Origin of the sequence: Nocardioides sp. NPDC057767, assembly GCF_042798275.1 — a bacterium.
In the GTDB taxonomy this organism is placed as follows: Bacteria; Actinomycetota; Actinomycetes; order Propionibacteriales; family Nocardioidaceae; genus Nocardioides.
In genome coordinates this window covers 1-25,965 of the sequence record NZ_JBHVKJ010000002.1, presented here as the reverse complement: position 1 = coordinate 25,965, position 25,965 = coordinate 1, and the positions used below count along the sequence as shown (strand labels likewise).

Below are 25,965 nucleotides of genomic sequence, written 5' to 3'. Positions count from 1 at the left end.
ATCAGGCCTCCAGCTTCTTAGCAGCCGAGCGGAGGACCACGAGGCCACCCTTGGGGCCAGGAATGGCGCCCTTGACCAGGATGAGGCCCTTCTCGGTGTCGACGGCGTGCACGGTCAGGTTCTGGGTGGTGACGGTGTCAGTACCCATGTGACCGGCCATGCGGACGCCCTTGAACACGCGACCCGGGGTGGCGCAAGCGCCGATCGATCCCGGCTTGCGGTGGTTGCGGTGAGCACCGTGCGAAGCGCTGACACCGGCAAAGCCGTGGCGCTTCATGGTGCCCGCGAAACCCTTACCCTTCGAGGTGCCCGTCACGTCGATCTCCTCGCCCACGGCGAAGGTGTCGACGGAGAGCTCCTGGCCGGCGGAGTACGACGCGGCGTCGGCGGTGCGGATCTCGGCCAGGTGGCGGCGCGGCGTGGTGCCGGCCTTCTCGAACTGGCCGGCGCCCGGCTTGTTCACCTTGCGGCCGTCGATCTCGCCGTAGCCGATCTGCACGGCGTTGTAGCCGTCGACCTCGGGAGTGCGGACCTGGGTCACGACGTTGGTGTTCGCCGCGATGACGGTCACGGGGACGACGACGTTGTTCTCGTCCCACAGCTGGGTCATGCCGAGCTTGGTGCCCAGGAGACCCTTCACGTTGCGTTCGATCGTCATGTCGTCAACCTCAGAGCTTGATCTCGATGTCGACACCAGCAGGCAGGTCGAGCCGCATGAGGGAGTCAACAGTCTTCGGGGTCGGGTCGATGATGTCGATGAGGCGCTTGTGGGTGCGCATCTCGAAGTGCTCGCGCGAGTCCTTGTACTTGTGGGGCGAGCGGATGACGCAGTACACGTTCTTCTCGGTCGGCAGCGGCACCGGGCCGGCGACCTTGGCACCCGTACGGGTGACCGTGTCCACGATCTTTCGCGCCGAGGTGTCGATCACCTCGTGGTCATAGGCCTTGAGCCTGATGCGGATCTTCTGTCCCGCCATCTGTCTCTCTCGTCCTTCTTGGTCAGCGTGCCGCGTGCTACAGGCTTCCTCCGGCTGAGTCGGCCCGGTTGCTCACCTCTGGCTCCGACCCCCGCGGTCGGGCGTGTCGCTTATTTTTCACAAGCGAACGCCGACTTCTCGACGGGACTTTCACCATCAGCTTCACTGGAACCACGCCTTCGGGATGGGCACACGGCGACCACAGACCACATCCGGACAGGCTGATCAGCCTGCTCAGGTGACGCGATTCAGTAGTCAAGGTGTGCGCACCCCAGCGCACATTCACTGGAGCAACCAGAGAATCTTGTCACGCGTACGCAGGTGGCTCCAAATCAACGATGTCGCCTGGGTCGCTCTGAGAGGATGCCCCCAACCGAGCGAGTTCGCCGGCCTTCGCGACGAGGAGCATCAGGATGTCAGGAGTGTGGCCACCCCCACCGGGTGAGCAACCTCAACAGGGTGCGGTGGCACCGTCCAGCCCTCCCCCGCCGGGTCAGCCGGTGCACCAACCGACGTGGGCGCAGCCACTGCCGCCGGCCCACAAGCCTGGCGCGATCCCGCTGCGACCGCTCGGTCTCGGCGACATGCTCGACGGAGCCTTCCGGCTCGTACGCTTCAACCCGGGCGCCACGGTCGGCGCGTCTGTCCTCGTGGCGGCGGTCGCGATGGCCCTCCCGCTGGTCGTGACCGGGGCCATCACCGCAACCGGGGACAGTCTCGAAGGATTCGGGGCCTCGCTCGACGACCCGAACTGGGAGCCCGGCAACTCCGAGATCGTGGGGATGGTGGCCGCGTTCGGATCGCTGCTCCTCGGCACGGTCCTGCAGGCCTTCGGCACGATCCTGGTGTCGGGGATGATCTCCCACGTCGCCCACGCGGCCGCGATCGGCAAGAAGCTCACCCTCGGCCAGGCCTGGGCGGCCACCCACGGCAACCGCTGGCGCCTGATCGGGCTGGCGGTGCTGTTCCTTCTCTTCTATCTGATGATGTTCGCGCTGGCCGCGGTCCCTGTCGTGGCGCTCGCCATCATGGTCGACAGCCCGGTGCCGGCCATCCTGGTCGGCGTCCTCATGATCCTGCTCCTGATCGTCGCCTCGATCTTCGTCTCGGTGCGGTTCTACCTGCTCGCGATCCCCGCGCTGATGCTCGAGCACACCGGCGTCGTCGGCGCGGTCCGCCGCGCCTGGCAGCTCTCGGCGCGTCAGTTCTGGCGGCTCCTCGGGATCTGGCTGCTCACCGCGATCATCGCCGGGTTCGCCTCCCAGATCGTCGGCTTCCCGATCAGCCTGGTCTCCAGCATCGTCGGGATCGCCGCGCCGGACCTCTACCTCCTGGCGACCATCGCCGGCACCGCCATCTCGACGGTGGTGGCTGCCGCGATCGCGACACCGTTCACCGGTGCCGTGACCAACCTGCAATATCTCGACCAGCGCATCCGCAAGGAGTCCTACGAGGTCGACCTGATGGAGCAGGCCGGGCTGCTGAGCCGATGATCCTTCTCCAACAGTCCCCTCCCCTGGCGCCGACGCCGGAGGAGGGTCGCTCGTGGCTCCGGAGGGAGCTGGCCGGGCCCGAGTACCACGACTTCGACATCATCGAGCGGATCCAACGCTGGATCGAGCGCACTCTCTCCGACGGCCTTCCGTCGGCAGATGACGTGCCCTGGGCCCAGACCGTCGCCGCGATGGTCGTCTTCGCGGCGATCCTCATCGGGCTCGGCCTGCTGGTCTCGCGTGCCCGGCGCAGTCCCCGGGTCGCCCGCGACCGCAACGGGGACGTCCTCACCGACGAGTCGCTCTCCGCTGCTGCGCTGCGGGCTCGGGCCGAGGCTGCGTACGCTTCGGGTGATCATGGCACCGCCGTCATCGACGGGTTCCGGGCGCTCGCCAGGCGACAGGTCGAGCGCGGACGGCTCGCCGAGGATCCGGGGCTCACCGCCGCCGAGGTCGCGGCGAGCCTGGAGCGGGAGCTGTCGCTCGAAGGCCGCGCAGGGAAGGCCGCAGAGCTGTTCAACGAGGTACTCTACGGGCATCACCCCGCCACGCGTGAGCAGGCCGAGGGCGTGCTCGACCTCGAGCAGGAGCTGGCGGTGGCGCGATGAGCACGCAGACCGTCGAACCATCGGCCGGTTCTACCGGTCGTCTGCGGGGCTGGTTCCTCCGTAACCGGCCGTGGCTGATCGTGGCGCTGGCCTTCGTGATCGCGGTGGTGCTGGCGTACGTCGCAACGCCGAAGGGTGGGGAGTCCTATGCCCCCTACGACCCCGAGAGCCCCGATCCGGACGGCACCCGGGCGCTGGTCCGGGTGCTCGAGGACCACGGGGTCGAGGTCGAGATCATCCGCTCCTCCAAGGCCCTCGACAACACCCCGATCAAGGCGGACACGACCGTCTTCGTCACCGGCACCGACGCCCTCGGCGAGAACACCGCCTCCCGGCTGCGCGAGCGCACCGGCGACGCCGGAGACCTGATCCTGGCCGAGCCCGCGCCCTACGTGTCGGCGATGCTCGGCATCCCCTACGCGGTCGCCCAGACCGCCGAGAAGGTCGAGGCGCGCTGCGACGACCCGCGCTGGGAAGGGCTCGGTATCCAGGCCGATGCGGTGACTGCGTACGACGCCGGCTCCTGCTTCCCGCACGAGGGCGGCGCCGTGCTCGCGCCCGCGGAGGGGCTGACCGTGTGGGGTGCCCCGCAGGTCCTGACCAACGACCAGATCCTGCGGGCGGACAACGCGGCGGTGGCGCTGCGGCTGCTCGGGGAGAGCGACCATCTGGTCTGGTACGTCCCCTCCGTCGACGACCTCGCCCCCGACGAGGGCCACTCGCCCTCTTCGTTGTTGCCGCGCTGGATCAACCCGGCCCTGTGGCTCCTGCTGCTCGCGGTGGTCACCTTCGCCATCGTCCGCGGGCGGCGGCTGGGTCCGCTGGCGGTCGAGCCGCTGCCGGTCCACGTGCGTGCAGGGGAGACCACGCGCAGCCTGGGCCGGCTCTACCGTCGCTCCGGCGACCGCACCCACGCCGCGACGATGTTGCGACACGCCGCCCGCACCCGCCTCGCCCGGCGGTTGCGGCTGGGCCGGGAGGCCACCCCGGAAGCCGTCGTACGCGCCGTCGCCCACCGCACCGGACGACCCGACCTCGAGGTCTCCGCGCTGCTCACCGATGCTCCCATCGAGAACGACCAAGACCTGATCACGCTGGCAGGAGCGCTGGCGGCCCTTGAGGAAGAGGTACGACACCCATGACCCAATCCGAGACCATCCCCTCCGTGTCGCCCGACGGCGCCCGGGAGCGGCTCACCGCGGTCCGGGCCGAGGTCGCCAAGGCGGTCGTCGGGCAGGACGCCGCAGTCTCCGGGCTGCTGGTCGCGCTGGTCTGCGGCGGGCACGTCCTCATGGAGGGCGTGCCCGGCACCGCCAAGACCCTGCTGGTGCGGTCGCTGTCCGCCGCTCTGTCGGTCGAGACCCGCCGGGTGCAGTTCACCCCCGACCTGATGCCCGGCGACATCACCGGATCGATGGTCGTCGAGTCGACCCACGGCTCCCTGACCTTCCGGGAGGGGCCGGTCTTCACCAACCTGCTCCTCGCCGACGAGATCAACCGCACCCCGCCGAAGACCCAGTCGGCACTGCTCGAGGCGATGGAGGAGGGCCGGGTCTCGGTCGACGGCGTCACCCGCGACCTGCCGCGCCCGTTCCTGGTGGCCGCGACCCAGAACCCGATCGAGTACGAGGGTGTCTACCCGCTCCCCGAGGCGCAGCTGGACCGCTTCCTGCTGAAGGTGGTCCTGCCGGTGCCCGAGCGCGCCGACGAGGTGCAGATCCTCACCCGGCACGCCTCCGGCTTCGACCCACGCGACGTCGCCGGTGCCGGAGTGCGTGCGGTGGCCTCCGGCGCCGACATCGAAGCCGCTCGGCAGCACGTCTCCACGGTCCAGGTCTCCCCCGAGGTCACCGGCTACATCGTCGACATCGCCCGGGCGACCCGTGAGTCCCCGTCGCTGTCGGCCGGGGTCTCCCCGCGCGGCGCCACCGCGCTGCTCCGCTCCGCTCGGGCCTGGGCCTGGCTCGCCGGCCGCGACTTCGTCACGCCGGACGACGTGAAGTCGTTGGCTCACGCCACCCTCGCCCACCGGCTGGCGCTGCGCCCCGAGGCCGAGCTCGAAGGCGTCCAGGTGAGCCAGGTCCTGAGCTCCGCCATCGGGGCCGTCCCCGTCCCGCGATGACGATCACCTGGCGCGTTCCGCTGCTCATGCTGGCCGGCATCGTCCCGGTCGTGCTGCGGCCCGCTGCGAGCACGGCCGCGCTCTGGGTCCTCCTCGTGGTGGTGCTGGCGCTGCTCGACATTCTCCTGGCGCCGAAACCGACGACCCTCGAGATCAGCCGAGCACACCTGGGCGGGATCCGGCTGGGCGAGTCGGCGACCTCGGAGCTTCTGGTCCACTCCCCTGCCCGGCGCTTCCGAGCGCTGGTGCGGGATGCCTGGCAGCCGACCGCCGGCGCTGCTCACAACCGCCACCGGATCCGGCTCGACCGGGGCGACCGCACCAGGCTGCGTACGCCGCTGCGGCCGCGCCGCCGCGGTGACCTGCGTGCTCTGGGCGTGACGGTGCGTGCCTTCGGACCGCTCGGTCTCGGCGCTCGGCAGCGCACCATCCCGGTGGCTGGCTCGGTGCGGGTGCTGCCTGCCTTCGAGTCCCGCAAGCACCTCCCGTCCCGTCTTCAGCGGCTGCGCGAGCTCGACGGTCGGGCCGCGGTGCGGGTCCGCGGACAGGGAACCGAGTTCGACTCGCTGCGGGAGTACGTCCGCGGTGACGACGTACGCTCCATCGACTGGCGCACCACCGCCCGCTCCCGCACCGTCGTGGTCCGCACCTGGCAGCCCGAGCGGGACCGCCGCGTGGTGCTGGTCCTCGACACCTCCCGCACCTCGGCCGCCCGGGTCGAGGGCGCCGGAGGCGGGGTGCCCCGGCTCGACTCGGCGATGGACGCCGGCCTCCTGCTCGCCGCCATCGCCTCCCGGGCCGGCGACCGGATCGACTTCGTCGCCGGCGACCTGCGCGTGCGCTCCCGGGTTCGCCTCGCCGGCCAGCGCGACGTCACCCAGCGGCTGCAGGAGGCGATGGCCGACCTCGAGCCGGTCATCGCCGAGGCGGACTGGTCCAACCTCGCCGGCGCGGTCGCGGGCCTCGGCCGCCACCGCGCGCTCGTGGTCCTGCTGACGCCGCTCGACCCGCACGCGATCGAGGAGTCGCTCCTCCCCGTCCTCCCGGTCCTGACCCAGCACCACCGCGTCGTCCTCGCCTCCGTCCGCGACCCCGAGCTCGAGGCCACCGCCGCCTCCCGCGACACCCTCGAGGACGTCTACGCCGCGGCCGCCGCCGAGCAGACCCTCCGCCGTCGGGACCACACCGCCGCCATGCTCCGCACCCTCGGCGTCGACATCGTCGACGCCGATGCCGAGTCCCTCCCGCCCGCTCTCGCCGACCATTACCTGCAGCTCAAGGCCACCGGTCAGCTCTGATCGCTAGGCCTGGGTGGCGACCCGGTCCTCGAGGAGGCGCTCGTCGATGTCGCCGCTCTCGCCGCGGGAGGCGGCGGCACGGCCGACGATGAAGACGTACGCGAAGAACGCGAGCTCGGCGAGGATGCCGATGCCGACGCGGGCCCAGGTGGGGAGGGGCGAGGGGGTGACGAAGGCTTCGATGATGCCGGAGATCAGCAGCACGACGATGAGACCGAGGGCGATGCCGCCGGCCGTGCGGCCCTCCCGGGCCATCGACTGACCACGGGTCAGCGACCCGGGGTCGATCCAGGACCAGAAGATCCGCAGGCCGACGGCGCCGGCGACGAAGACGGCGGTGAGCTCGAGCAGCCCGTGGGGCAGGATCAGGCCCCAGAACAGGCCACCGCGGTCGTGGCGGTGCATCAGGGTGCCGAGGATCGCCAGGTTGGAGATGTTCTGGAACATCGAGTAGATCACCGGCAGCCCGAGCACCCCCAAGGAGATGCAGATGAACGAGACCCAGACGTTGTTGACCCAGACCTGGGTGGCGAAGCTCGAAGCGGCGTGCTCGCTGTAGTAGCCCTCGATGTCGTGCTCGACCAGCTGCTTGACCTGCTCCGGCCCCAGCAGCGACTGCTCGACCTCCGGGTGGCGCAGCAGCCACCAGATCATCACCGCCGTGACGACGATGTTGGCCACCATCATCCCCAGCCACCACCACCGCAGCCGGTAGAGCGCCGCCGGGAACCGGTGGGTGAAGAACCGCAGGAAGCCCGACCAGGTGCTGGTCCGGGTGCCGGTGGTGCGGTTGCGGGCCGCGGCCAGCAGCACCGAGAGATGTTGGACGACGGTCGGGTCGGGGGCGTTGCTGCGGACCACGGACAGCTGAGTGCTCACCCGCTGGTAGAGCTCGACCAGCTCGTCGGCCTGGGCACCACTCAGCCGGCGCTCGGCCAGCAGCTGCTCGAGCCGGGTCCGGTCGGCCGCGGTCGCAGCCAGATACGCGTCGAGATCCACGCCCGCAGCGTACGCTGACCGCCATGACCCCCGCGCCACAATCGCCCGAGCAGCGCCCCCGAGAGCGGGCCCTGCTCACCGAGGACGACCTGATCACCGGAGACGCGGTGGCCCTTGATCTCCCGGCGGCCGGTCTGGGGATGCGGCTGCTGTCGGGACTCATCGACGTACTCGTGGTGACCGCGCTGCTCATCGTGACGCTGTTCGTCTTCATGACCGCCGCGCCGGCGACCGACGAGGCGCTCGCCTGGGCCGCCTACATCGCGGCCACCGCCTCGGTCCTTCTGGTCTTCCCGACGGTCATCGAGACGCTCACCCGCGGCCGCTCGCTCGGCAAGCTCGCACTCGGCCTGCGTACGGTGCGCGACGACGGCGGCGCGATCAGCTTCCACCATGCGTTCGTACGCGCCCTGGTCGGCGTCATCGAGATCTACGGCACCAGTGGCGCGGCGGCCTTCCTCACCGCGATGATCCACCCGCGCGGCAAGCGCCTCGGCGACATCGCGGCCGGGACGTACGTGATCCGAGTGCGGGTGCCGCTGCGCCCGCCGGCGCCGATCCAGATGCCTCCGCCGCTCGCCGCCTGGGCCGCCCGTGCGGACGTCGCCACCATCCCCGTCGGTCTGTCCCTGGCGGTGCGGCGCTTCCTGTCCGGCGAGGTCGGCACCCACACCGACCCGGTCCGCCGCCACGCGCTGGCCGAGCGCCTGGCGACCCACATGCAGGAGTACGTCGCCCCCGGCCCTCCCCCGGGCACACCGCCCGAGGCCTACCTGGCCGCAGTGCTCGCCACCCGCCGCGATCGCGACGCGGCCCGGCTGGCCCGCGATGAGGAGCTCCGGGCTCGCCTCACCGCGCGCTAGGACCTCTTGAGCCGCTTGGCGCTGAGCCCGACCGCCCTCAGCTCCAGCTCGGCCAGCTTCGCCACGACATCGGCGTCACCCTCACGCCACGCCCTGACCGGGTCGTCGCTGATCTTGACCAGCTTGTGCAGCGGCTGGGTCGACATCGCCCGCAGCGCGACCAGATCGGCACCGGTGCCCGCTTCCAGGAACCGCTGGGTCGAGGTCGCGGTGCGGATGAACCGCCACCGGAGCGGGACATAGACCATCAGCCACATCAGCACGGGGAAGACCACGACCGCGATCGCCAGCCCGATCGCGATGCCGGAGACGGCGTCGACCTGCGCCTCCCCCGCCGCCCGGAGCTGGTCGGCCGCCTTCGCGGCACCCTCGAAGGGGGCGGCGATGCCGTCCTTCACGAGGGGCAGGTCATCGACCCGGCCGGCCGCCTCCAGCATCTTCTCGGAGAGCGAGGTGCCGGCCTCGTCCATCTTCCGGCCGGGAACGGCCAGGGCCGAGATGAGCTCGTGCACGAGCTTCCCGAGGAGAACCCAACCGACGATCCAGGCCACCGTCAGCAGGTCGGCGAAGAGCTGGGCAACGCGGCGAGAGGGTGTGTCGGCGTACAACTTCATGTCGTCGATCCTGACGCCTTCGAGCCCACAGATCAGTGACGACACGGGTAGTCGGGGTCAACGCCTCCGGTAGAGCAGATCGGTGATGACCCGATCCTTGGCCAGGCCCTTGCGTTCGAACTTGGTCACCGGGCGCTCGTCCCAGCGCTCGACCACGCCCCCACTCAGCAACGGCTCCGCGTCGAGCACCTCGACCATCTGCTCGGCGTACTCGACCCAGTCGGTCGCCAGCCGCCAGGCCCCACCGGACTCGAGCCGCTCCGCGATCATCCGTGCGTTGGCCGAGGTGACCAGGCGGCGCTTGTGATGGCGGGTCTTATGCCATGGGTCGGGGAAGAACGTCCAGATCTCGCGAACCGACTCCGCCGCGACGATGTTCTCGAGCATCCAGAGCGCGTCGACGCTGCAGAACCGTACGTTCGTCGCCCCTGCTGCGCCCACCCGGCCGAGGCTCTCCGCGACGCCGGGCCGCCACACCTCCAGCGCCAGGATGTCGGCGTCGGGACGGTTGGCCGCCAGCACCGCGGTCGCCTCTCCCACGCCGCCGCCGATGTCGACGATCAGCGGACCCTTGCGACCGAACCAGGTCTCCAGCGAGAAGCCGGGCTCGTCGACCGCCTCGTCGGGGATCACCCATTCAGCCGCGTACGCGTCCCAGGCCTTCTGCTGCTTGGCATCCAGACGGCTGCCTCGGCGGGTGTAGGTGAGGACCTCTCTTACCGTGCGGCCGTCATCGAGCAGCTTCTGGTGGGGTCGGGCGGGGCGTACGGACTCGTTCATGGTGTCTCGATTCTAAAAGGCGAAGGGCGCCCAGGCCGAAGCCTGGACGCCCTTCTGGTCGCGGCTTTCGCCGCTGAGATCACTTGATGATCTTGGTGACGCGACCCGCGCCGACGGTGCGACCGCCCTCACGGATAGCGAACTTCAGACCCTCGTCCATCGCGATGGGCTGGATGAGCTCGACCGACATCTCGGTGTTGTCACCCGGCATGACCATCTCGGTGCCCTCGGGGAGGGTCACAACGCCGGTCACGTCCGTGGTCCGGAAGTAGAACTGCGGACGGTAGTTGTTGAAGAACGGGGTGTGACGGCCACCCTCCTCCTTCGAGAGGATGTAGACAGAGCCCTCGAAGTTGGTGTGCGGGGTGGTGGTGCCCGGCTTGATGACAACCATGCCGCGCTCGACGTCCTCGCGCTTGGTGCCACGGAGGAGCAGACCGACGTTCTCACCGGCCTGGCCCTCGTCGAGCAGCTTGCGGAACATCTCGACACCGGTGACGGTGGTCTTCTGCGAGGTCTCGCGGATGCCGACGATCTCGACCTCCTCGCCGACCTTGACGACGCCGCGCTCGATACGACCGGTGATGACGGTGCCACGACCGGTGATCGTGAAGACGTCCTCAACGGGCATCAGGAACGGCTTGTCGGTCTCACGAGCCGGGGTCGGGATGTAGTCGTCGACGGCCTGCATGAGCTCGGCGACCGAGTCCATCCACTTCTGCTCGCCCTGCAGGGCGGGGAAGGCGGCAACGCGCACGACCGGGATGTCGTCACCCGGGAACTCGTACTCGCTGAGGAGCTCGCGCACCTCCATCTCGACGAGCTCGATGAGCTCCTCGTCGTCGACCATGTCGCACTTGTTGAGCGCGACGACGATCGACGGCACGCCGACCTGGCGGGCCAGGAGCACGTGCTCCTTGGTCTGCGGCATCGGGCCGTCGGTGGCGGCGACCACGAGGATCGCGCCGTCCATCTGCGCGGCACCGGTGATCATGTTCTTGATGTAGTCCGCGTGACCCGGGCAGTCGACGTGAGCGTAGTGACGCGACTCGGTCTGGTACTCGATGTGCGCGATCGAGATCGTGATCCCGCGCTGGCGCTCCTCGGGGGCCTTGTCGATGTCCTCGAACGCGAACTCGGGGTTCAGGTCCGGGTACTTCGCGTGCAGCACCTTCGAGATCGCCGCGGTAAGGGTGGTCTTACCGTGGTCGATGTGACCGATGGTGCCGATGTTGACGTGCGGCTTCGTCCGCTCGAACTTCGCCTTAGCCACTGTGGGCTCCTCCTGGTGTGATTTTCTTACTGACTCGTACTGAGTGGTGTTGCTGCCGAAGTCCCTGGACGGGCGACCCGAAGGTCACTCGCCACGGGCCTTCTTGATGATCTCGTCGGCGACGTTCGTGGGAACCTCGGCGTACGAGTCGAACTCCATCGAGTACGACGCCTGACCGCTGGTCTTGGACCGGAGGTCACCGACGTACCCGAACATCTCGGACAGCGGGACGAGAGCCTGGACGACCATGTCGCCGTGGCGCTCCTCCTGCGAGGACACCTGGCCGCGACGGGAGTTGATGTCACCGATAACGGTGCCGAGGAACGACTCGGGGGTCGTGACCTCGACGGCGAACATCGGCTCCAGCAGGACGGCCTTCGCCATGCGCGCGGCCTCCTTGAAGGCCTGGTTGCCGGCGATCTTGAAGGCGAGCTCGGAGGAGTCGACGTCGTGGTAGGCGCCGTCCTCGAGCGAGACCTTCACATCGACCATGGGGAAGCCGGCGAGAATACCGAACTCCATGGCGTCCTGAGCACCCTGGTCGACCGAGGGGATGTACTCCTTCGGCACGCGACCACCGGTGACGTTGTTGACGAACTCGTAGCCCGCACCCTGGCCGGTCTCCTCGTCGACGTTCGGCTCGACGGAGATGACGACCTTCGCGAACTGGCCCGAACCACCGGTCTGCTTCTTGTGGGTGTAGCTGTGGTTCTCGACCTTCTTGCGAAGCGTCTCGCGGTAGGCGACCTGCGGCTTGCCGACGGTGGCCTCGACCTTGAACTCGCGCTTCATCCGGTCGACGAAGACCTCGAGGTGGAGCTCGCCCATACCAGCGATGATGGTCTGGCCGGTCTGCTCGTCGGTCTTGACCGTGAAGGTCGGGTCCTCCTCGGTGAGGCGCTGAATCGCCGTGCCGAGCTTCTGCTGGTCACCCTTGGTCTTCGGCTCGATGGCGACCTCGATCACGGGAGCCGGGAAGCTCATCGACTCGAGGACGACCGGGTTGGACGGGTCGCACAGGGTGTGACCGGTCTTGGTGTCCTTCAGACCCATGACGGCCACGATCTGGCCCGCGCCCACCGAGTTGATCTCCTCACGCTTGTTGGCGTGCATCTGGTAGATCTTGCCGATGCGCTCCTTGCGGCCGTTGATCGGGTTGACAACGGTCGCACCCGCCTCGACCTTGCCGGAGTAGACGCGCAGGTAGAACAGCTTGCCCAGGTGCGGGTCGGAGGCGATCTTGAAGACCAGGCCGGAGAACGGCTCGTCCTCGGAAGGCTTCCGGGAGACCTCGACCTCCTCGTCCTTGACGTCGTGGCCGATGATCGACTCGACATCGATGGGCGAGGGCAGGTAGTCGACGATCGCGTCGAGCAGGGGCTGGACGCCCTTGTTCTTGAACGCGGTGCCGGTGAGGATCGGGTTGAGCTTGTCGGCGAGGGTCGCGCGACGGATGGCGGCCTTCAGGGTGGGAACGTCGAAGACGTCGCCCTCCTCGAGGTAGACCTCCATGATGTCGTCGTCGGCCTCGGCGAGGGTCTCGACGAGCTTCTCGCGCCACTCGGCGGCCTTGTCGGCCATGTCGGCGGGGATGCCCTCGACGACGTAGTCCTCACCCTGCTGGGTCTCGCCGCGCCAGACCTTGGCGTTCATCTCGATCAGGTCGACGACGCCGATGAAGTCGGACTCGGCACCGATCGGCAGCTGCAGGACCAGCGGGGTGGCGTGCAGCTTGTCGACGATCGAGTCGACGACCATGTAGAAGTCGGCACCGGTGCGGTCCAGCTTGTTGACGAAGCACATCCGCGGGACGGAGTACTTGTTCGCCTGACGCCACACGGTCTGCGACTGCGGCTCGACACCGGCCACACCGTCGAAGACGGCGACAGCACCGTCCAGGACGCGCAGCGAACGCTCCACCTCGACGGTGAAGTCGACGTGTCCCGGGGTGTCGATGATGTTGATCTGGTGGTCCTTCCACCAGCAGGTCGTCGCGGCGGACGTGATCGTGATGCCGCGCTCCTGCTCCTGCTCCATCCAGTCCATCGTGGCTGCGCCTTCGTGGACCTCACCGATCTTGTAGGAGATACCGGTGTAGAACAGGATGCGCTCGGTGGTGGTGGTCTTACCGGCATCGATGTGCGCCATGATGCCGATGTTGCGGACCACATTGAGGTCCGTGGTGATGTCGACGGCCACTGTCTTCAGCGTTCCTTAAAGAGATTGTCTTCGGTCTGGATGGGCGGGGTGCCAGCTTCTTGCGGCGGGTGGTTCCTGAGCCTGTCGAAGGGCACCCCGCCGTACGTCACCAGCGGTAGTGCGCGAAGGCCTTGTTGGACTCGGCCATCTTGTGAGTGTCCTCGCGCTTCTTCACAGCGGCACCGAGGCCGTTGCTCGCGTCGAGGATCTCGTTCATGAGGCGCTCGGCCATCGTCTTCTCACGACGGTCCTGGGCGTAACCGACGAGCCAGCGCAGCGCGAGCGTGGTGCCACGCGTGCCCTTGACCTCGACCGGAACCTGGTAGGTCGCGCCACCGACGCGGCGGGACTTGACCTCGATGGCCGGCTTCACGTTGTCCATCGCACGCTTGAGGGTGACCACGGGGTCGGTGCCGGTCTTCTCGCGGCAGCCCTCGAGGGCGGTGTAGACGATGCGCTGCGCAACCTGCTTCTTGCCGTCCTGGAGGACCTTGCTGACGAGCTGGGTTACGAGCTGCGAGCCGTAGACGGGGTCGACGACGAGCGGACGCTTGGGAGCGGGACCCTTACGAGGCATCTCACTTCTCCTTCTTGGCGCCGTAGCGGCTCCGGGCCTGCTTGCGGTTCTTCACGCCCTGGGTGTCGAGCGAGCCGCGAATGATCTTGTAACGAACACCGGGGAGGTCCTTCACACGACCGCCGCGGACGAGCACGATGGAGTGCTCCTGAAGGTTGTGGCCCACACCCGGGATGTAAGCGGTGACCTCGACGCCGGAGGAGAGGCGCACACGGGCGACCTTCCGGAGGGCGGAGTTCGGCTTCTTCGGGGTGGTGGTGTAGACGCGCGTGCAGACGCCACGGCGCTGCGGCGATCCCTTGAGGGCAGGCGTCTTCGACTTCGTCGCCTTGTCCTCGCGGCCCTTGCGGACCAGCTGGTTGATGGTGGGCACCTCGGTGGTTCCCCTTCTTTTCTGCTCTCACGACGCGGCGCTCTGCCACGAAGGATCCAATGGTGTGCGTCCAGGTGGTGCGATACCAACTGGTCCCGCCTCGCCCCCGAGGTCGGGCGTGTCGCCCTTACCTCAACAGCACGAAGACGGATCTTTCGAACCGAATCCCCACTTGAGGGCGCCGAGCCCGGGTCCGAGACCCTTTTCTCGAGCTTGTTCCGGGCACGCGCGACGGCCTGGTTGTCCCAGACACGCTTCAGAGGCTACCCGGCGGCTTGAGAGGGGGTCAAAACGGCCCGGATACCACCTCGGAGGGCGGCTAGGAGCAGCACCCCCGCAAGCGTACCGAACAGGACCAGGGCGCCACTGGCGTACAGGGTCGTGCGGGCGCCGAAGTGCTCGCCGACGAAGCCGATGAGCGGGGCACCCAGCGGGGTGCCGCCCATCAGGACGGTCATGTAGATCGCCATCACCCGGCCGCGGAACTCCGGGGCCGCCTCGGTCTGCATGGTGGCGTTGCAGGCGTTGAGCACCGTGATGGTGCAGAACCCGACGACCGGGCCGGTCAGCGCGAACAGGGCGTACGTCGGCATCATCCCGGACACGATGACGGCCAGCCCGAACCCGGTCGCCGCCGCCACGATCAGCTTGAGCGGGATCCGGGTGCGGCGGGCGCCGAGCAGCGCGCCGGACAGCGAGCCGACCGCGAGGACGGTGCCGAGCAGGCCGTACTCGCTGGCACCCTTGCCGAACTCCTCGGTCGCCATCAGCGCCGAGGTGATCGGGAAGTTCGCGCCGAACGTGCCGACGAAGAAGACGATGACGAGGACCATCAGCATCTTGGGCTGCGTACGGATGTAGCCGATGCCCTCACGCAGCATCCCCCGCCTCCGGGCGACGGGCTCGGGCGAGCGCAGCTCGGCGGTGTTCATCCGCTGCAGCTGCCCGATCACGGCGAGGTAGGAGAACGCGTTGACGAGGATCACCCAGCCGGTCGCCTCCGGGCCGCTGCCGAGCCAGCCGATGAGGAGCCCGGCCAGCGCCGGCCCGATCAGGCGGGCGAGGTTGAACGAGGCCGAGTTGAGGCCGACGGCGTTGGTGAGGTCGTCGGGGTGGACCATCTCGGACACGAACGACTGCCGACCCGGGCCGTCGAAGGCGGCGCCGGTGCCGAACAGGAAGGCGATCACGTAGACCATCCACACCTGGGCGTGACCGCTCACCGCCAGCACACCGAGGACCAGCGACATCAGGGCCATCCAGCCCTGGGCGGCCTGCAGCAGACGGCGCTTCGGGAACCGGTCGGCGATGACCCCGGCATAGGGGCTGAGCAGGAGGATGGGCAGGAACTGCAGACCGGTGGTGACACCGAGTGCCGCTCCCCCGCCGCCGAGGCTCAGGACCAACCAGTCCTGGGCGATGCGTTGCATCCAGGTGCCGACGTTGGAGACGACGCTGCCGGCAAGGTAGAGGCGGTAGTTGTGACTGCGCAGGGAACGGAACGTGGGACTCAACTGGTGGCTATTCTCTCCATGATCGAAGCGGCGGTGCGGAGGGCGGCGAGCTCGTCGGCGTCGAGGTCGACGAGCTGCTGGGCGAGCCAGGCGTCGCGGCTGAGCCGGTCCTTGCGTACGGTCCGGCGGCCCTTGTCGGTGATCGAGATCAGCACCTGGCGGCGGTCGGTATCGCCCTGGCGGCGCACGACGTAGCCGCCCTCCTCGAGGAAGTTGACCATCCTGGTCATGCTCGGCGGCTGGACCCGTTCGCGTGCGGCGAGAGCGCCGAGAGTCATCTCGTCGCACGCGTACAGCGCCCCGAGCACCGCCATCGAACCCAGCGAGAGGTCATTGTCGGGGTGGCGCTCGTTGGCCAGGCGGCGGCGCATCCGCATGACGGAGGTGCGCAGCTCGGAGGCGACCTCGGGGATGTCGGAGGCCGCGTCGGGCGCGGAGACGGGCTGTGCGGTAGGCATGTCGGTAAGCATAACTGCTTACCGGAGCTAACTATTCCGGAAAGAGACGGCGCCCTGTCGAGGGCGCCGTCACAGGGTCAGGACATCGCGGCGAGCATGAGGATGTCGTCTCGGCTGTAGGTGCGACCGGGGTGAGCCTCGGTCAGGTGCTCCTGCACCTGTTCGACCAGCTCGTCGTCGGTCTCCGTGCGGAAGTTGGTGCCGCATGGGCAGCGGAGCGAAGGCATCAGTGGACCTCCCAGGTCGTCGGGCCGTGCCGAGAAGCGCTCGGCAGCCCCAGACTATCGCCCGCCCAAGGCCCACTAAGGTGGGAGGCATGAGCGACCAGTACCGGGACGACGACTACTCCGGCGCTTACCCGGAGCAGCAGTACGACGCGTACGAGGGCGACTACTACCCCGAGAACGGCGGCTACCCCCAGGACTACGGCTATGACGAGCCACCTGTCGAGGAGCCGGTCGAGCCTCGTCCCGATCCGAGGATCGAGCTGGTCGACGAGGACGGCATCCGCGCCTTCGAGCTGGCCACCCTCGGCTGGCTCGTCGGGTTCGTGGCGCTGCTGCCCTTCTGGGGGCTGCTCAACGACCGCGGCTGGACCTGGTGGATCTGGACCTGCCTGGCCGCCTTCGGCATCGGTGCCATCGGCATCGAGCTGACCCGGCGCCGCAAGGCCCGCCGGCTGCGCGCCGAGGGCCTCGCCTAGAAGACCTGACCTAGAAGGTCTCGACGTCGTCGCTGATGGTGTCGAAGACCGGGTCCGGCAGCGGCTGCGGCTCGTGCTTCTTCGCCAGCCGCACCTCGGAGTGCGCACCGCACCCGTGGTTGAGGCTGACCACCTTGCCGTCGTCGTTGGCGTCGCCGTTGGCGCAGACGCCGAAGGTCGAGGCCAGGTGACCGGTCAGCCGGACCAGGAAGCCACAGCTGTGGCACTGGTCGGGGGCGGCCTGGGCGAGCGGCGCCTCGGGGCCGCCCTCACCTGCGTACCACCGCTCGGCGGCAGCGTCGAAGCCCGAGGTCGACAGGGTGCGGACGCGACCGAGACCGAGATCCTTGGCGACCTCGCGCACCTGTGCCTTCTCGTCGGCGTCGAGCGGGTCGTCACCGAAGGCGTACGTCGGGACCAGCCGGACGTCGTCGTCCTCGACCGGGAGCAGGTCGCCGGGCGAGAGGTCTCCGGGCTTGATCCGGTCGCGGTAGGGCACCCAGGCGGGGGCCACGATCGCGGCGTCGCCGGGAACGAGGACGACCTCGTTGACGGTCACCTCGGAGGCTGCGCCCAGGACCGGGACGTAGACGACCGTGACCGACCAGTGCCAGCCGACGTAGCCCTTGCGGGTGCAGGCGAACAGGTGGGTCACGACGCCTGGGCCGGCACCATCCTCGGCCACATGACCGAGATGTTCTCCGACGTCACCGGCTGGCACGTCGGACAGGAGCGCGGCGCGGGCCTCGTCGACGGCAGCGACGGCCGTCGCATCGGCGTACGGGGTCGTGATCACGGTCCACATCTTCGCCCACAGGCGTCTCAGGTGCCACTTCGGGGTCACCTTGCGCCACCACAACCTGAACTTCCGCACAACGCGTCATCCTCCCAGACGTACGCCTCTACTGCACAGTCACGGCACGCCTTGAAATGGCCGACACCCGCCGGAGCAGGGCTGCGGCGGGTGTCGGCGTCGCTCGGCTACTGGAGCGCGCGCGTGGAGACCATCGAGAGGACGTACTCGACGAGCGAGATCAGCGTCGCCTTGGTCGACTGGCGGTCACGGGCATCGCAGGTGACGATCGGGATGTCCGGGCGCAGAGCCAGTGCCTCGCGGATCTGCTCCGGCTTGTAGGCCTGGTTGGCGCCGAAGACGTTGTGAGCCACGACGAACGGCACGTTGCGGGACTCGAAGTAGTCGATCGCGCCGAAGGAGTCGGCAAGACGACGGGTGTCGATGAGCACCACAGCGCCGATGGCGCCCTGGGTCAGGTCGTCCCACATGAACCAGAAGCGGTTCTGGCCGGGCGTGCCGAACAGGTAGAGGATCAGGTCGGAGTCGAGAGAGACCCGCCCGAAGTCCATCGCCACGGTCGTGGTCTTCTTGTTGGGCACGGCGGAGAGGTCGTCGACGCCGGCAGTCGCCTGCGTCATCACGGCCTCGGTCGTCAGGGGGACGATCTCCGAGACGGATCCGACGAAGGTCGTCTTACCAACGCCGAACCCGCCGGCGATGACGATCTTCGCAGACATGGTCGCCTGCTTGGAGTCGGTGGTCACTGCATTACTCCTGTCAAAGCTTCCTCAGGCCGGACAGCACGCGCTCGAGGAGAGCGGTGTCCGGGGCGTCCGGGACCTTGCTGGCGTGCACCTGCACCACGCCGCGCTCCGCAAGGTCACCGATCAGGACTCGGGCAACACCCAGGGGCACCCGGATGAGCGCCGCAACCTCGGCGACGGAACGGCTCTCGCGGCAGAGCTCCGCGATCGTCCGCTCCTCGGGCGACCGGACGTAGCCGTCGATCACGTAGCGGTCGGTGATCACCAGGGCTTCCATCGGGAAGACGCGCTTGGGTTGCGTGCGGCCTCGAGTCAGGGCGTACGGCCTGACCAGGGGCGGCGGTTCGGAGGCGTGGTTGCTCACGATCTCGGTCCTAAGCTCGGGCGCACATCAGGCGCCGGTTCTGGTATCGGGGGTGAGGGCGGTGGCAACACGCGAGATCAGCAGCTGCATCTGGTAGCCAACCTGTCCCAGATCGCAGTCGGGGGCGGCGAGGGCAGCAAGGCTGGAGCCCTCACCAACCGCCATGAGGACCAGATAGCCACCGTCCATCTCGATGACCATCTGCTGGACATTACCCGCGGCGAAGCACCGAGCTGCTCCCTGGGTAAGACTCGTGAGACCGGAGGCGATCGCCGAGAGCTGGTCGGCCCGGTCCGGGGGGAAGTCGACGGAGCTGGCCATCGGCATGCCATCAGCCGACACCAGGATCGCGTGAGCGATGTCGGGGGTGCGCTGGGTCAGGCTGTCGACAAGCCAGTCCAGTCCTGCGGGGGCCGTTGTCACTGCTGCTCCTCACCTTCGGGGTTGCTTTCCGCCTCAGCGGGGTTGTTGCGGGCGCGGCTGACGCCCTTCTGGAAGCTGGACATGCCACGGGTCCGGCGCGCGTCCATGTTACGCGGACCTGATGACGGTGGTGTGACCGATGGGGCCGCTCCTGGGATGAGGTTCTGACCCGGGACACGTACCGGGAGGCCACCTTGCGTGACCGTCGCCGGCTCCTGCTCCTGCAGCTTCTCCAGCTCCTGCGCCCGGCGCCAGCCCTCATCACCCGGCGAGGACCAGCTCATCGGCGTGGTCGGCTCGTCGTCCGGGACCGCCTGCTCGCCGAGGGCGTCGCCCGCGGGAGCAGGCGCAGCAGCATCGGCGTTGCCGGGCTTGGCGCCATTTCCGGCCTTGGCGGCCGGACCGGCGGTCGGACCTGCGGCAGGGCCGGCGAGCGGGTCGTTCAGCGGGTCGCCCTTCGCCTCCATCGCCCGGCGAGCGCCGAGCGGGCGACGTCGGGTGAACCACTCCGACTGGAGGTCGTCGAAGATCGAGCTTCCCTCGTCATCGAGGATCGGAACCTCGGTGGTCGAGTCGAGCGGGTTGGGCGAGTTGGTGGGCTCCGGAGCCATCGGGCCCATCGGCGCGATCGCGTCACCGGCCGGACCGAACGGGTCGTCGTCGGGACCGAACCCCGGAGGGGGCGTACGCGGCGTCGTGCGCTCGGCGGGGCGCTCGAAGGTGCGGAACGCGCCGGTGTCGGTGCCGAACGGGCTGCCACCCTGGGCGCCCGGGTCGCGGCGAGGCAGGTCGCCGGTCTCGGTGCTCGGGTCGAAGCGGCCGTCGGGGAAGCGCGCGGCCAGGTCCTCGGCCTTGCGCACCGGCAGCATGTTGGACAGGAAGTTCTGCTGCGGTCCGCTCGACTGCGCCGGCTGCGAGGCAGGCTGGTTGGCGCCGAACGGGTCGCCACCGAACGGGTCGCCGCCGTACTGCGGCTGGCTGCCGCTGTACTGCTGGGGCTGGGCCGGGAAGCTGCCCGTGCGCGCGGACGGGGACTCGAAGCCCGGGTCGCCCGGCATCGGCGGGACACCACCGAACGCAGGCTGCTGACCCGTGTGCGGTCCGGTCTGGCCGAAGCCGTTGTGCTGGCCGGACTGGCCGTTCGCGCCCTGCTGGAAGCCGGGGGCACCGCCGTTGTTGGACAGGTTCGGGTGGTTGGACGCACCGGGCGTACGGCTCGGCAGGGCCGGCGGCGCGGCCGCGGAGGCGGCGGGCGCCTCGGGTGCCGGGAGTGCACCGACGGGGACGTCGTAGGGGTTGCCACCGGCGTACGGCTGCGCGTCGTAGGCGGGCATCCCGTACTGCATCTCGTAGGGAAGCTCGCCGGCGACCGGGTAGGCGCCGGTCTGCTGGCCGTAGCCGGCCTGCTGGAAGGCATAGGCGTCGAAGCCCTGCTGCTGACCGGACGGGGTCTCCGCGTGAGCGCCGACGATCGTGGTGACCGGCATCTCGACGCGCGCGACCACACCGCGGGGACGGTTGGGCACGAGCTCGATGTAGAGGCCGTGACGCGCCGCCAGGCGCGCGACCACGACCAGACCCATCATCCGGGCGACGTCGGCGTCGAGGCCGGTCGCGCGGCGCAGCTTCATGTTGGCCGCGTCGAGCTCCTCGGGCGTCATGCCGATACCGAGGTCCTCGATCTCGACCAGCAGCGGCGCGGCGGGGCCGGCGCGGAAGGTGCGGATCGTGACCGCGGTGTCGGGCGGGGAGAAGTTCGTGGCGTTCTCGATCAGCTCCGCGAGCAGGTGCACGAGGTCACCCGCGATCGCGCCCTCGAACTCGGCGTTCTCCTCGGAGTCGATGTCGACCCGGGCGAACTGCTCGATCTCGGAGGCCGCGGCGCGGAGCACGTCGAGGACCGGGACCGGGCCACGAGCGGCGTGGCCGATCTCGCCGCCGGCGAGAACCAGCAGGGACTCGTCGTTGCGGCGCATACGGGTCGCGAGGTGGTCCAGGCGGAACAGGTTCGCGAGGTCGTCGGGGTCCTGCTCGTTGGCCTCGAGCTGGTCGATGAGCTGGAGCTGGCGCTCGACGAGGCTCTGCGAACGGCGGGAGAGGTTCATGAACATCTTGTCGACGTTCGTACGCAGCTCGGCCTGCTCGCCCGCCAGTCGGATCGCCTCGACGTGGACCGCGTCGAACGCGTCCGCGACGTCACCGATCTCGTCTCGGCGCGCGATGTCCAGCGGCTCCACATGTGTGTCGACCGGGCCGTCGGCCTGGTTCATGTAGGCGACTCGCTCCGGCAGGTCGTGGTTGGCCAGGTTGTAGGCCAGGCGGCGCAGCTGGCTCAGCGGCGACAGGATCGAACGGGCCGCGACCAGACCGACGGCGAGAGCGAAGATCAGGACGACGAGGACGAGGACACCGATGACGATCGCGTCGCGGGTCGCGTCCGTCTTGATCTGCTCGACGTCGTCACTGATCTCCTGCGCGGTCGCGACGATCATCTTCTGCAGACCACGGATGAACTCCGTGCTGGCGCCGGTGTACTGGTCCGGGGTCATCTTGACCCGGTCCATGCCGCCGCTGGTGATCACCTGGTTGACGACCCGGTGGGCGGGTGCCCCGATCGAGCCGTTGGTGGTGGTCTCGTTGGTCAGCTCGTCGAGCTGCTGGCGGATCTCGTCGGAGGTCTTGAGGTAGTAGTCGGCCGTGGACAGGCGCCACTTGGCCTCGGCGCGGGCGAGCTCCGCGAACTGCTCGTCGGTGAGGACGTCGGGGTTGACCACCCCGTTCTTCTCCGCCGCAGCCTTCTTGCTCAGCGCCTCCATCATGATCACACGCTCGGTGCCCATCGCCTCCGAGGCGGGGCGCACGTTGCTGATCGCGGCGATCTTGGAGAAGACCTCGTCGTTCTCCAGGGTCGGCATCTGCGCCGAGATCCCGAAGAGGTTGTTCATCACGGTCGTGTAGGCCAGCTGGGCCTCGACCTGGGTGTCCTTCTCCTGGATCTGCGCGCGCAGGTCGTCGATGCCGTTCAGCGCCTGCTGGATCTCGACGATGCTGTTCTCGAGGTCCTTGTCGTCGCCGGCGTCGATCTCCTTCGCCTTGGCGCTCCAGGCCTCGATCGACTCGTCGGTCGTCTGCTGCAGCGGCCGCATGACGACCTCGGGAACACCCGCCAGCGCACCGTCACGCTCGAACAGGATGTTGATCGCGAGGTTGTAGGTGTCAGGCAGCGCCTGGGCGACGGTCTCGGCCTGGCGTGCTTCCGCCTGGGCTGAGAGGGCGCGCGAAATGCTCAACCCGCCGAACACCATCGCCGCGATGGTCGGGATGAGCAGCACGAAGATCAGACGCGCTCGAATTCCCTGCCAGGGCTTGCGTTCCGGACGGTGGGTTGTGCTTGCGTATGGCTCGGCCATTACTCCCTCTCGTGGCCATGTCACATCATTCCCGAGTGGTGTGCGCCGTCTGTGGCACACACCCCAGTCCCCCGCCGCGAAGCCTGCCGGCACCCGGGCGTGCCTATCTGCAGTCTTTGGCGACGTAAACTTACGTCATAAGTGGTCTCGATTACCAATGGTGTACGAAATCATTTGCAAATCTATGGAGGGGTAGGCGGAGTATATGCCCCACCCGCACGAGGGACGAGACACCGAGCCGTCCACGGATGCCGGCCATGCCCACCGGGGGCCGGAGAGGGGAATACCTCACGCGTCGCTGGGCGCTGAGGACTAGGCTCTCCCGCGTCGGCCGTCACAGTCGCCGGGCGACGTACGTTTGAAGCGCAGATGCGCGAGGAAGGGGCAAGCTGCCGTGCCTACTGGCAAGGTCAAGTGGTTCGACGCCACCAAGGGCTTCGGGTTTCTGTCGCAGGACGACGGTCCGGACGTGTACGTCCACGCCGACGCGCTCCCCGAGGGCGCTGCCAAGACCTTGAAGGCCGGCACCCGGGTGGAGTTCGGCATCGCCCAGGGGCGCCGCGGCGAGCAGGCGCTCTCGGTGACCGTCCTCGAGCGCTCCCCGTCCGTCTCCGGTCGCCAGCGTGCCGCCAAGCGCCGCAAGCCCGAGGAGATGGAGCTGATCGTCGAGAACGTCATCAAGCTCCTCGACGACATCCGCGACGGCTACGCCCAGGGCCGCCCGCCCACCCGCGAGCTGGCCAAGAAGGTCTCCCCCGCGCTACGTCAGATCGCCGACGAGTTCGAGCTCTGACCAGGCTAGATCGAGCTAGATCGAGCTAGATCGAGCTAGATCGAGCTCGATCGAGCTAGATCCAGCTCAGGTCCGGGATCAGGGTCTGCACGCCGACCACGAGGCCGGCGATGTTGACGACCAGCAGCACCAGGATCCAGAGCACCGAAGGGATGCCGGTCAGGCCGGCGAGCTGGTCGGGGTCGGAGCCGCGTCGGCCTCGCTCGCCGCGGCCGAGGAGCTCCAGGAGCGGCCTCGGCGAGGCGAGCAGGAGCAGCCACGTCACCAGGGTGGCGACGATGGTCTGGATGCGACCGTCGGCGTACCAGCTGATCGCGCCGAGCGCGGCGCCGAGCACCAGGAGGACGACGAGGCCGTAGCCGTTGCGTACCCACACCAGCAGCACGAGCATCGCCGCCACCAGGAGCCACAGCAGCCCCAGGGCGTGACCGGCGGCGAGCATGGTCGCGCTGAGCAGGCCGAGGAGCGCCGGCGCGAGGTAGCCGGCGGCGAGCATCGCCACCATCCCCGGCCCGGACGGCTTGCCGCGCGAGAGCGTGACGCCCGAGGTGTCGGAGTGGAGCTTGATCCCGGCCAGACGCCTTCCCACCAGGACCGCCACCACCGCGTGGCCGGCCTCGTGGACGACGGTGACGCCGAGACGTACGGTCCGCCAGGACGTACGCCACACGACGAGCGCCAGGGCGACGACCCCGGCGCCGATCAGCCAGGGTGCTTCGGGAACGGTCTGGGTCGCGGTGATCGTGTCCCAGAACTCCCTCACTTCGCCGCCTTCAGGTTCATCGAACCGGAGCGAAAGCCCCGCGGGTCGATCTCCGCGGCGGGGAATCCTGCGTCTGTCACGGTCTTGAGCACCTCGTCGGCATGGTGGGGGTCGAGAGGCAGGAGGTTAGCCGACAGCTCGACCGTCGCCTTCTCCCCGTGGTCGCGCACGCGCAGGTCCACCCGGGCGGCGTCGTGGCCGTGGGTGGCCAGGAGGCTGCGTACGCCTTGCTCCGCCCGCTCCACGCGCGCGAGCCGGCGCGGGGTGACCTCCAGGCCATAGGCGATCCGGCTGGAGAGGCAGGCTGCGGCCGGCTTGTCCCAGGTCGGCAGGTCCCAGCGGCGCGACGCCTCACGGATCTGCGCCTTGGTCAGGCCGGCGTCCTTGAGCGGGGTGATCGCACCGCGTTCGGCGGCGGCGCGGATGCCGGGCCGGAGACCGTTGAGCCCCTCGATCGCGTCGTCGGCGTTGGTGCCGGTCGCCACGTGGGCCAGGCCGAGGTCGCGGGCCAGCGGGACCAGGGTGTCGAGCAGCTCGGCCTTGCAGAAGAAGCACCGGTCGGTGCCGTTGGCCCGGTAGCCCTCCCGCTCCATCTCGTGGGTCTGCGGGGTGATCAGGCGTACGCCGAGGCTTCTCGCGAACTCGGCTGCCGGATCCCGCTCGGCGATCGGGAGGCTGTGTGAGTAGCCGGTCGCCGCGGCGACGTTGTCACTGCCCAGAGCCCTGGTCGCGGCCGCGAGGAGGAAGGCGCTGTCGGCGCCACCGGAGAAGGCGACCAGCACACTTCCCCGGGTCCTGAGATCCGCTTCGAGAGCGTGGAGGCGATGGTCGAGGTCGGACACGCCTCGACCTTATCGACGTGCTCCAGCGCGCGCCGGAGAGAGGAGGACCCCGGTGGCGGGTGACGCCGCGTGCTCCCGAATCCCGGATTGCGCCGGACGTGGCCCATCGTCTGGATAGGGTCGGGGCCATGGGGGCAGAGTTGGAGGGATCGGCGAGGTCGGGCGGGCAGTCGAGAGGATGTCTGAGGTCGGTCGTCGAGATCGTGATCATCGCGGTGACGGCCATCCTGCTCGCGGTGGTGATCAAGACGTTCCTGGCTCAGGCCTTCTACATCCCCTCGGAGTCGATGCGGCCCGGGCTGGAGGTCAACGACCGGGTCCTGGTGGAGAAGCCGTCCTACTGGACCGGCACACCTGAGCGCGGCGACGTGGTCGTCTTCGCCGATCCCGGTGACTGGCTCTCGACCAACCAGGTGCCGCCGGCGCCGACCGGTTTCCGGGCTGTGCTCGCCAAGGTCGGGCTGTACCCGACCGGCGACCACCTGGTGAAGCGGGTCATCGGAGTCGCCGGCGACACCGTGGAGTGCTGCGACTCGGGTCGCATCGTGGTCAACGGAACGCCTCTGGAGGAGTCCTCGTTCATCGCTCCGAGCGATACCTGTGACGGCCCGATGGCGCAGGACAACGGCGCGTACGTCAAGGGTGGCTGCCGCGGCTGGAAGGCCGTAGTGCCCGAGGGCCGGCTCTTCGTGATGGGCGACAACCGCGCCAACTCCGCCGACTCGTCCTTCCACCTGTGCAACCCCGAGCGTCAGAAGTCCGGTGACGAGGCCTGCGCGAACGCGTTCGTACCCACCTCGGACGTCGTCGGTCGGGTCGCCGTCGTCTTCTGGCCCACCGACCACTTCGATGTCGAGCACCGTCCGGAGACCTTCGACTCCGTCGACTGAGGATCGCCGAATCTGCAGTTGTTTCGCGCGAGAACGCAGTTGTGGGCGACGAAACTGCTGTTTCGTCTC

General features: G+C 68.9%; 28 protein-coding genes. 9 read left to right on the top strand and 19 right to left on the bottom strand.

Features of this window, described 5'->3' with window-relative positions; genetic code table 11:
* Window position 1: 1 nt before the first annotated feature.
* On the bottom strand, window positions 2–658 hold the full coding sequence (gene rplC, locus ACFVDI_RS01400) for a 50S ribosomal protein L3 (RefSeq protein ID WP_008360995.1): 657 nt from the start codon (window positions 656–658) through the stop codon (window positions 2–4).
* Between the two features lie 10 nt (window positions 659–668).
* Complete coding sequence (gene rpsJ / locus ACFVDI_RS01395; RefSeq protein WP_008360994.1) at window positions 669–977, bottom strand: 30S ribosomal protein S10; 309 nt, start codon at window positions 975–977, stop codon at window positions 669–671.
* 500 nt (window positions 978–1,477) lie between these two features.
* Between rpsJ and ACFVDI_RS01390 the strand changes: the two genes are divergently transcribed.
* Genes ACFVDI_RS01390 through ACFVDI_RS01370 form a run of 5 tightly spaced genes read left to right on the top strand, consistent with a single transcriptional unit; the run spans window position 1,478 to window position 6,498 of the window.
* Complete coding sequence (locus ACFVDI_RS01390; RefSeq protein WP_378899502.1) at window positions 1,478–2,470, top strand: hypothetical protein; 993 nt, start codon at window positions 1,478–1,480, stop codon at window positions 2,468–2,470.
* Window positions 2,467–3,078, top strand: coding sequence for a DUF4129 domain-containing protein (locus tag ACFVDI_RS01385; RefSeq protein WP_378899499.1), 612 nt, complete (start codon window positions 2,467–2,469; stop codon window positions 3,076–3,078). The genes ACFVDI_RS01390 and ACFVDI_RS01385 overlap by 4 nt, the downstream gene beginning before the upstream one ends.
* Entirely contained in the window at window positions 3,075–4,220 is a 1,146-nt protein-coding gene (locus ACFVDI_RS01380) for a DUF4350 domain-containing protein (protein ID WP_378899496.1), read from the top strand. Before ACFVDI_RS01385 ends, ACFVDI_RS01380 begins: the two co-directional genes overlap by 4 nt.
* The gene (locus tag ACFVDI_RS01375; RefSeq protein ID WP_378899493.1) at window positions 4,217–5,200 is read left to right on the top strand and encodes an AAA family ATPase; all 984 of its coding nucleotides are present in this window, start codon (window positions 4,217–4,219) and stop codon (window positions 5,198–5,200) included. Before ACFVDI_RS01380 ends, ACFVDI_RS01375 begins: the two co-directional genes overlap by 4 nt.
* Window positions 5,197–6,498, top strand: coding sequence for a DUF58 domain-containing protein (locus tag ACFVDI_RS01370; protein ID WP_378899490.1), 1,302 nt, complete (start codon window positions 5,197–5,199; stop codon window positions 6,496–6,498). The genes ACFVDI_RS01375 and ACFVDI_RS01370 overlap by 4 nt, the downstream gene beginning before the upstream one ends.
* A 3-nt stretch (window positions 6,499–6,501) precedes the next feature.
* Here ACFVDI_RS01370 and ACFVDI_RS01365 read toward each other — a convergent pair whose 3' ends face one another.
* Window positions 6,502–7,497, bottom strand: coding sequence for a stage II sporulation protein M (locus tag ACFVDI_RS01365; protein WP_378899487.1), 996 nt, complete (start codon window positions 7,495–7,497; stop codon window positions 6,502–6,504).
* A gap of 23 nt (window positions 7,498–7,520) precedes the next feature.
* Here ACFVDI_RS01365 and ACFVDI_RS01360 point away from each other — a divergent pair, with 23 nt between their 5' ends.
* Window positions 7,521–8,360 carry an RDD family protein gene (locus tag ACFVDI_RS01360; RefSeq protein ID WP_378899484.1) on the top strand — a complete coding sequence of 280 codons (840 nt, stop codon included), beginning with the start codon at window positions 7,521–7,523 and terminating at the stop codon, window positions 8,358–8,360.
* Here the strand turns inward: ACFVDI_RS01360 and ACFVDI_RS01355 are convergent.
* The 9 genes from ACFVDI_RS01355 to ACFVDI_RS01315 form a co-directional block, all read right to left on the bottom strand.
* On the bottom strand, window positions 8,357–8,974 hold the full coding sequence (locus ACFVDI_RS01355; RefSeq protein WP_378899481.1) for a hypothetical protein: 618 nt from the start codon (window positions 8,972–8,974) through the stop codon (window positions 8,357–8,359). The two genes, ACFVDI_RS01360 and ACFVDI_RS01355, sit on opposite strands and share 4 nt — an antisense overlap.
* A 57-nt stretch (window positions 8,975–9,031) precedes the next feature.
* Window positions 9,032–9,754, bottom strand: a complete 723-nt coding sequence (trmB, locus tag ACFVDI_RS01350; protein ID WP_378899478.1) for a tRNA (guanosine(46)-N7)-methyltransferase TrmB — start codon at window positions 9,752–9,754, stop codon at window positions 9,032–9,034.
* 79 nt (window positions 9,755–9,833) lie between these two features.
* Window positions 9,834–11,027 carry an elongation factor Tu gene (gene tuf, locus ACFVDI_RS01345; RefSeq protein ID WP_045550897.1) on the bottom strand — a complete coding sequence of 398 codons (1,194 nt, stop codon included), beginning with the start codon at window positions 11,025–11,027 and terminating at the stop codon, window positions 9,834–9,836.
* An 84-nt stretch (window positions 11,028–11,111) separates the two neighbouring features.
* Entirely contained in the window at window positions 11,112–13,226 is a 2,115-nt protein-coding gene (fusA, locus tag ACFVDI_RS01340) for an elongation factor G (protein ID WP_378899475.1), read from the bottom strand.
* A gap of 106 nt (window positions 13,227–13,332) precedes the next feature.
* On the bottom strand, window positions 13,333–13,803 hold the full coding sequence (gene rpsG / locus ACFVDI_RS01335) for a 30S ribosomal protein S7 (protein ID WP_008360967.1): 471 nt from the start codon (window positions 13,801–13,803) through the stop codon (window positions 13,333–13,335).
* A gap of 1 nt (window position 13,804) precedes the next feature.
* Window positions 13,805–14,176: a 30S ribosomal protein S12 gene (rpsL, locus tag ACFVDI_RS01330; protein WP_008360965.1), complete on the bottom strand. Its 372-nt coding sequence runs from the start codon at window positions 14,174–14,176 to the stop codon at window positions 13,805–13,807.
* Between the two features lie 263 nt (window positions 14,177–14,439).
* Complete coding sequence (locus tag ACFVDI_RS01325; RefSeq protein WP_378899472.1) at window positions 14,440–15,690, bottom strand: MFS transporter; 1,251 nt, start codon at window positions 15,688–15,690, stop codon at window positions 14,440–14,442.
* Window positions 15,687–16,148, bottom strand: coding sequence for a MarR family winged helix-turn-helix transcriptional regulator (locus ACFVDI_RS01320; RefSeq protein ID WP_378899469.1), 462 nt, complete (start codon window positions 16,146–16,148; stop codon window positions 15,687–15,689). Before ACFVDI_RS01320 ends, ACFVDI_RS01325 begins: the two co-directional genes overlap by 4 nt.
* A gap of 77 nt (window positions 16,149–16,225) precedes the next feature.
* Entirely contained in the window at window positions 16,226–16,375 is a 150-nt protein-coding gene (locus ACFVDI_RS01315; protein ID WP_378899466.1) for a DUF1059 domain-containing protein, read from the bottom strand.
* Window positions 16,376–16,464: 89 nt separating this feature from the next.
* Here ACFVDI_RS01315 and ACFVDI_RS01310 point away from each other — a divergent pair, with 89 nt between their 5' ends.
* Window positions 16,465–16,851 carry a DUF2530 domain-containing protein gene (locus ACFVDI_RS01310; RefSeq protein ID WP_378899463.1) on the top strand — a complete coding sequence of 129 codons (387 nt, stop codon included), beginning with the start codon at window positions 16,465–16,467 and terminating at the stop codon, window positions 16,849–16,851.
* A 10-nt stretch (window positions 16,852–16,861) separates the two neighbouring features.
* On the opposite strand, the gene ACFVDI_RS01305 is transcribed toward ACFVDI_RS01310, so the two are convergent.
* From ACFVDI_RS01305 to ACFVDI_RS01285, 5 genes are all read right to left on the bottom strand, one after another.
* A complete protein-coding gene (locus tag ACFVDI_RS01305; RefSeq protein WP_378899895.1) occupies window positions 16,862–17,656 on the bottom strand; it encodes a DUF3027 domain-containing protein in 795 nt (264 codons plus the stop codon).
* A 176-nt stretch (window positions 17,657–17,832) separates the two neighbouring features.
* Window positions 17,833–18,384, bottom strand: coding sequence for an ATP/GTP-binding protein (locus ACFVDI_RS01300; RefSeq protein WP_084101379.1), 552 nt, complete (start codon window positions 18,382–18,384; stop codon window positions 17,833–17,835).
* 40 nt (window positions 18,385–18,424) lie between these two features.
* On the bottom strand, window positions 18,425–18,775 hold the full coding sequence (locus ACFVDI_RS01295; RefSeq protein ID WP_008360948.1) for a DUF742 domain-containing protein: 351 nt from the start codon (window positions 18,773–18,775) through the stop codon (window positions 18,425–18,427).
* Between the two features lie 27 nt (window positions 18,776–18,802).
* A complete protein-coding gene (locus ACFVDI_RS01290; protein ID WP_008360946.1) occupies window positions 18,803–19,198 on the bottom strand; it encodes a roadblock/LC7 domain-containing protein in 396 nt (131 codons plus the stop codon).
* Entirely contained in the window at window positions 19,195–22,530 is a 3,336-nt protein-coding gene (locus ACFVDI_RS01285) for a nitrate- and nitrite sensing domain-containing protein (RefSeq protein WP_378899460.1), read from the bottom strand. The genes ACFVDI_RS01290 and ACFVDI_RS01285 overlap by 4 nt, the downstream gene beginning before the upstream one ends.
* 472 nt (window positions 22,531–23,002) lie before the next feature.
* Here ACFVDI_RS01285 and ACFVDI_RS01280 point away from each other — a divergent pair, with 472 nt between their 5' ends.
* A complete protein-coding gene (locus ACFVDI_RS01280) occupies window positions 23,003–23,401 on the top strand; it encodes a cold-shock protein (RefSeq protein WP_008360941.1) in 399 nt (132 codons plus the stop codon).
* A gap of 55 nt (window positions 23,402–23,456) precedes the next feature.
* Here ACFVDI_RS01280 and ACFVDI_RS01275 read toward each other — a convergent pair whose 3' ends face one another.
* Complete coding sequence (locus ACFVDI_RS01275) at window positions 23,457–24,164, bottom strand: M50 family metallopeptidase (RefSeq protein ID WP_378899457.1); 708 nt, start codon at window positions 24,162–24,164, stop codon at window positions 23,457–23,459.
* Window positions 24,161–25,006 carry an ExsB family transcriptional regulator gene (locus ACFVDI_RS01270; protein ID WP_378899454.1) on the bottom strand — a complete coding sequence of 282 codons (846 nt, stop codon included), beginning with the start codon at window positions 25,004–25,006 and terminating at the stop codon, window positions 24,161–24,163. The genes ACFVDI_RS01275 and ACFVDI_RS01270 overlap by 4 nt, the downstream gene beginning before the upstream one ends.
* A 128-nt stretch (window positions 25,007–25,134) precedes the next feature.
* Between ACFVDI_RS01270 and lepB the strand changes: the two genes are divergently transcribed.
* Window positions 25,135–25,896, top strand: coding sequence for a signal peptidase I (lepB, locus tag ACFVDI_RS01265; protein WP_378899451.1), 762 nt, complete (start codon window positions 25,135–25,137; stop codon window positions 25,894–25,896).
* The last annotated feature ends 69 nt before the right edge of the window (window positions 25,897–25,965 follow it).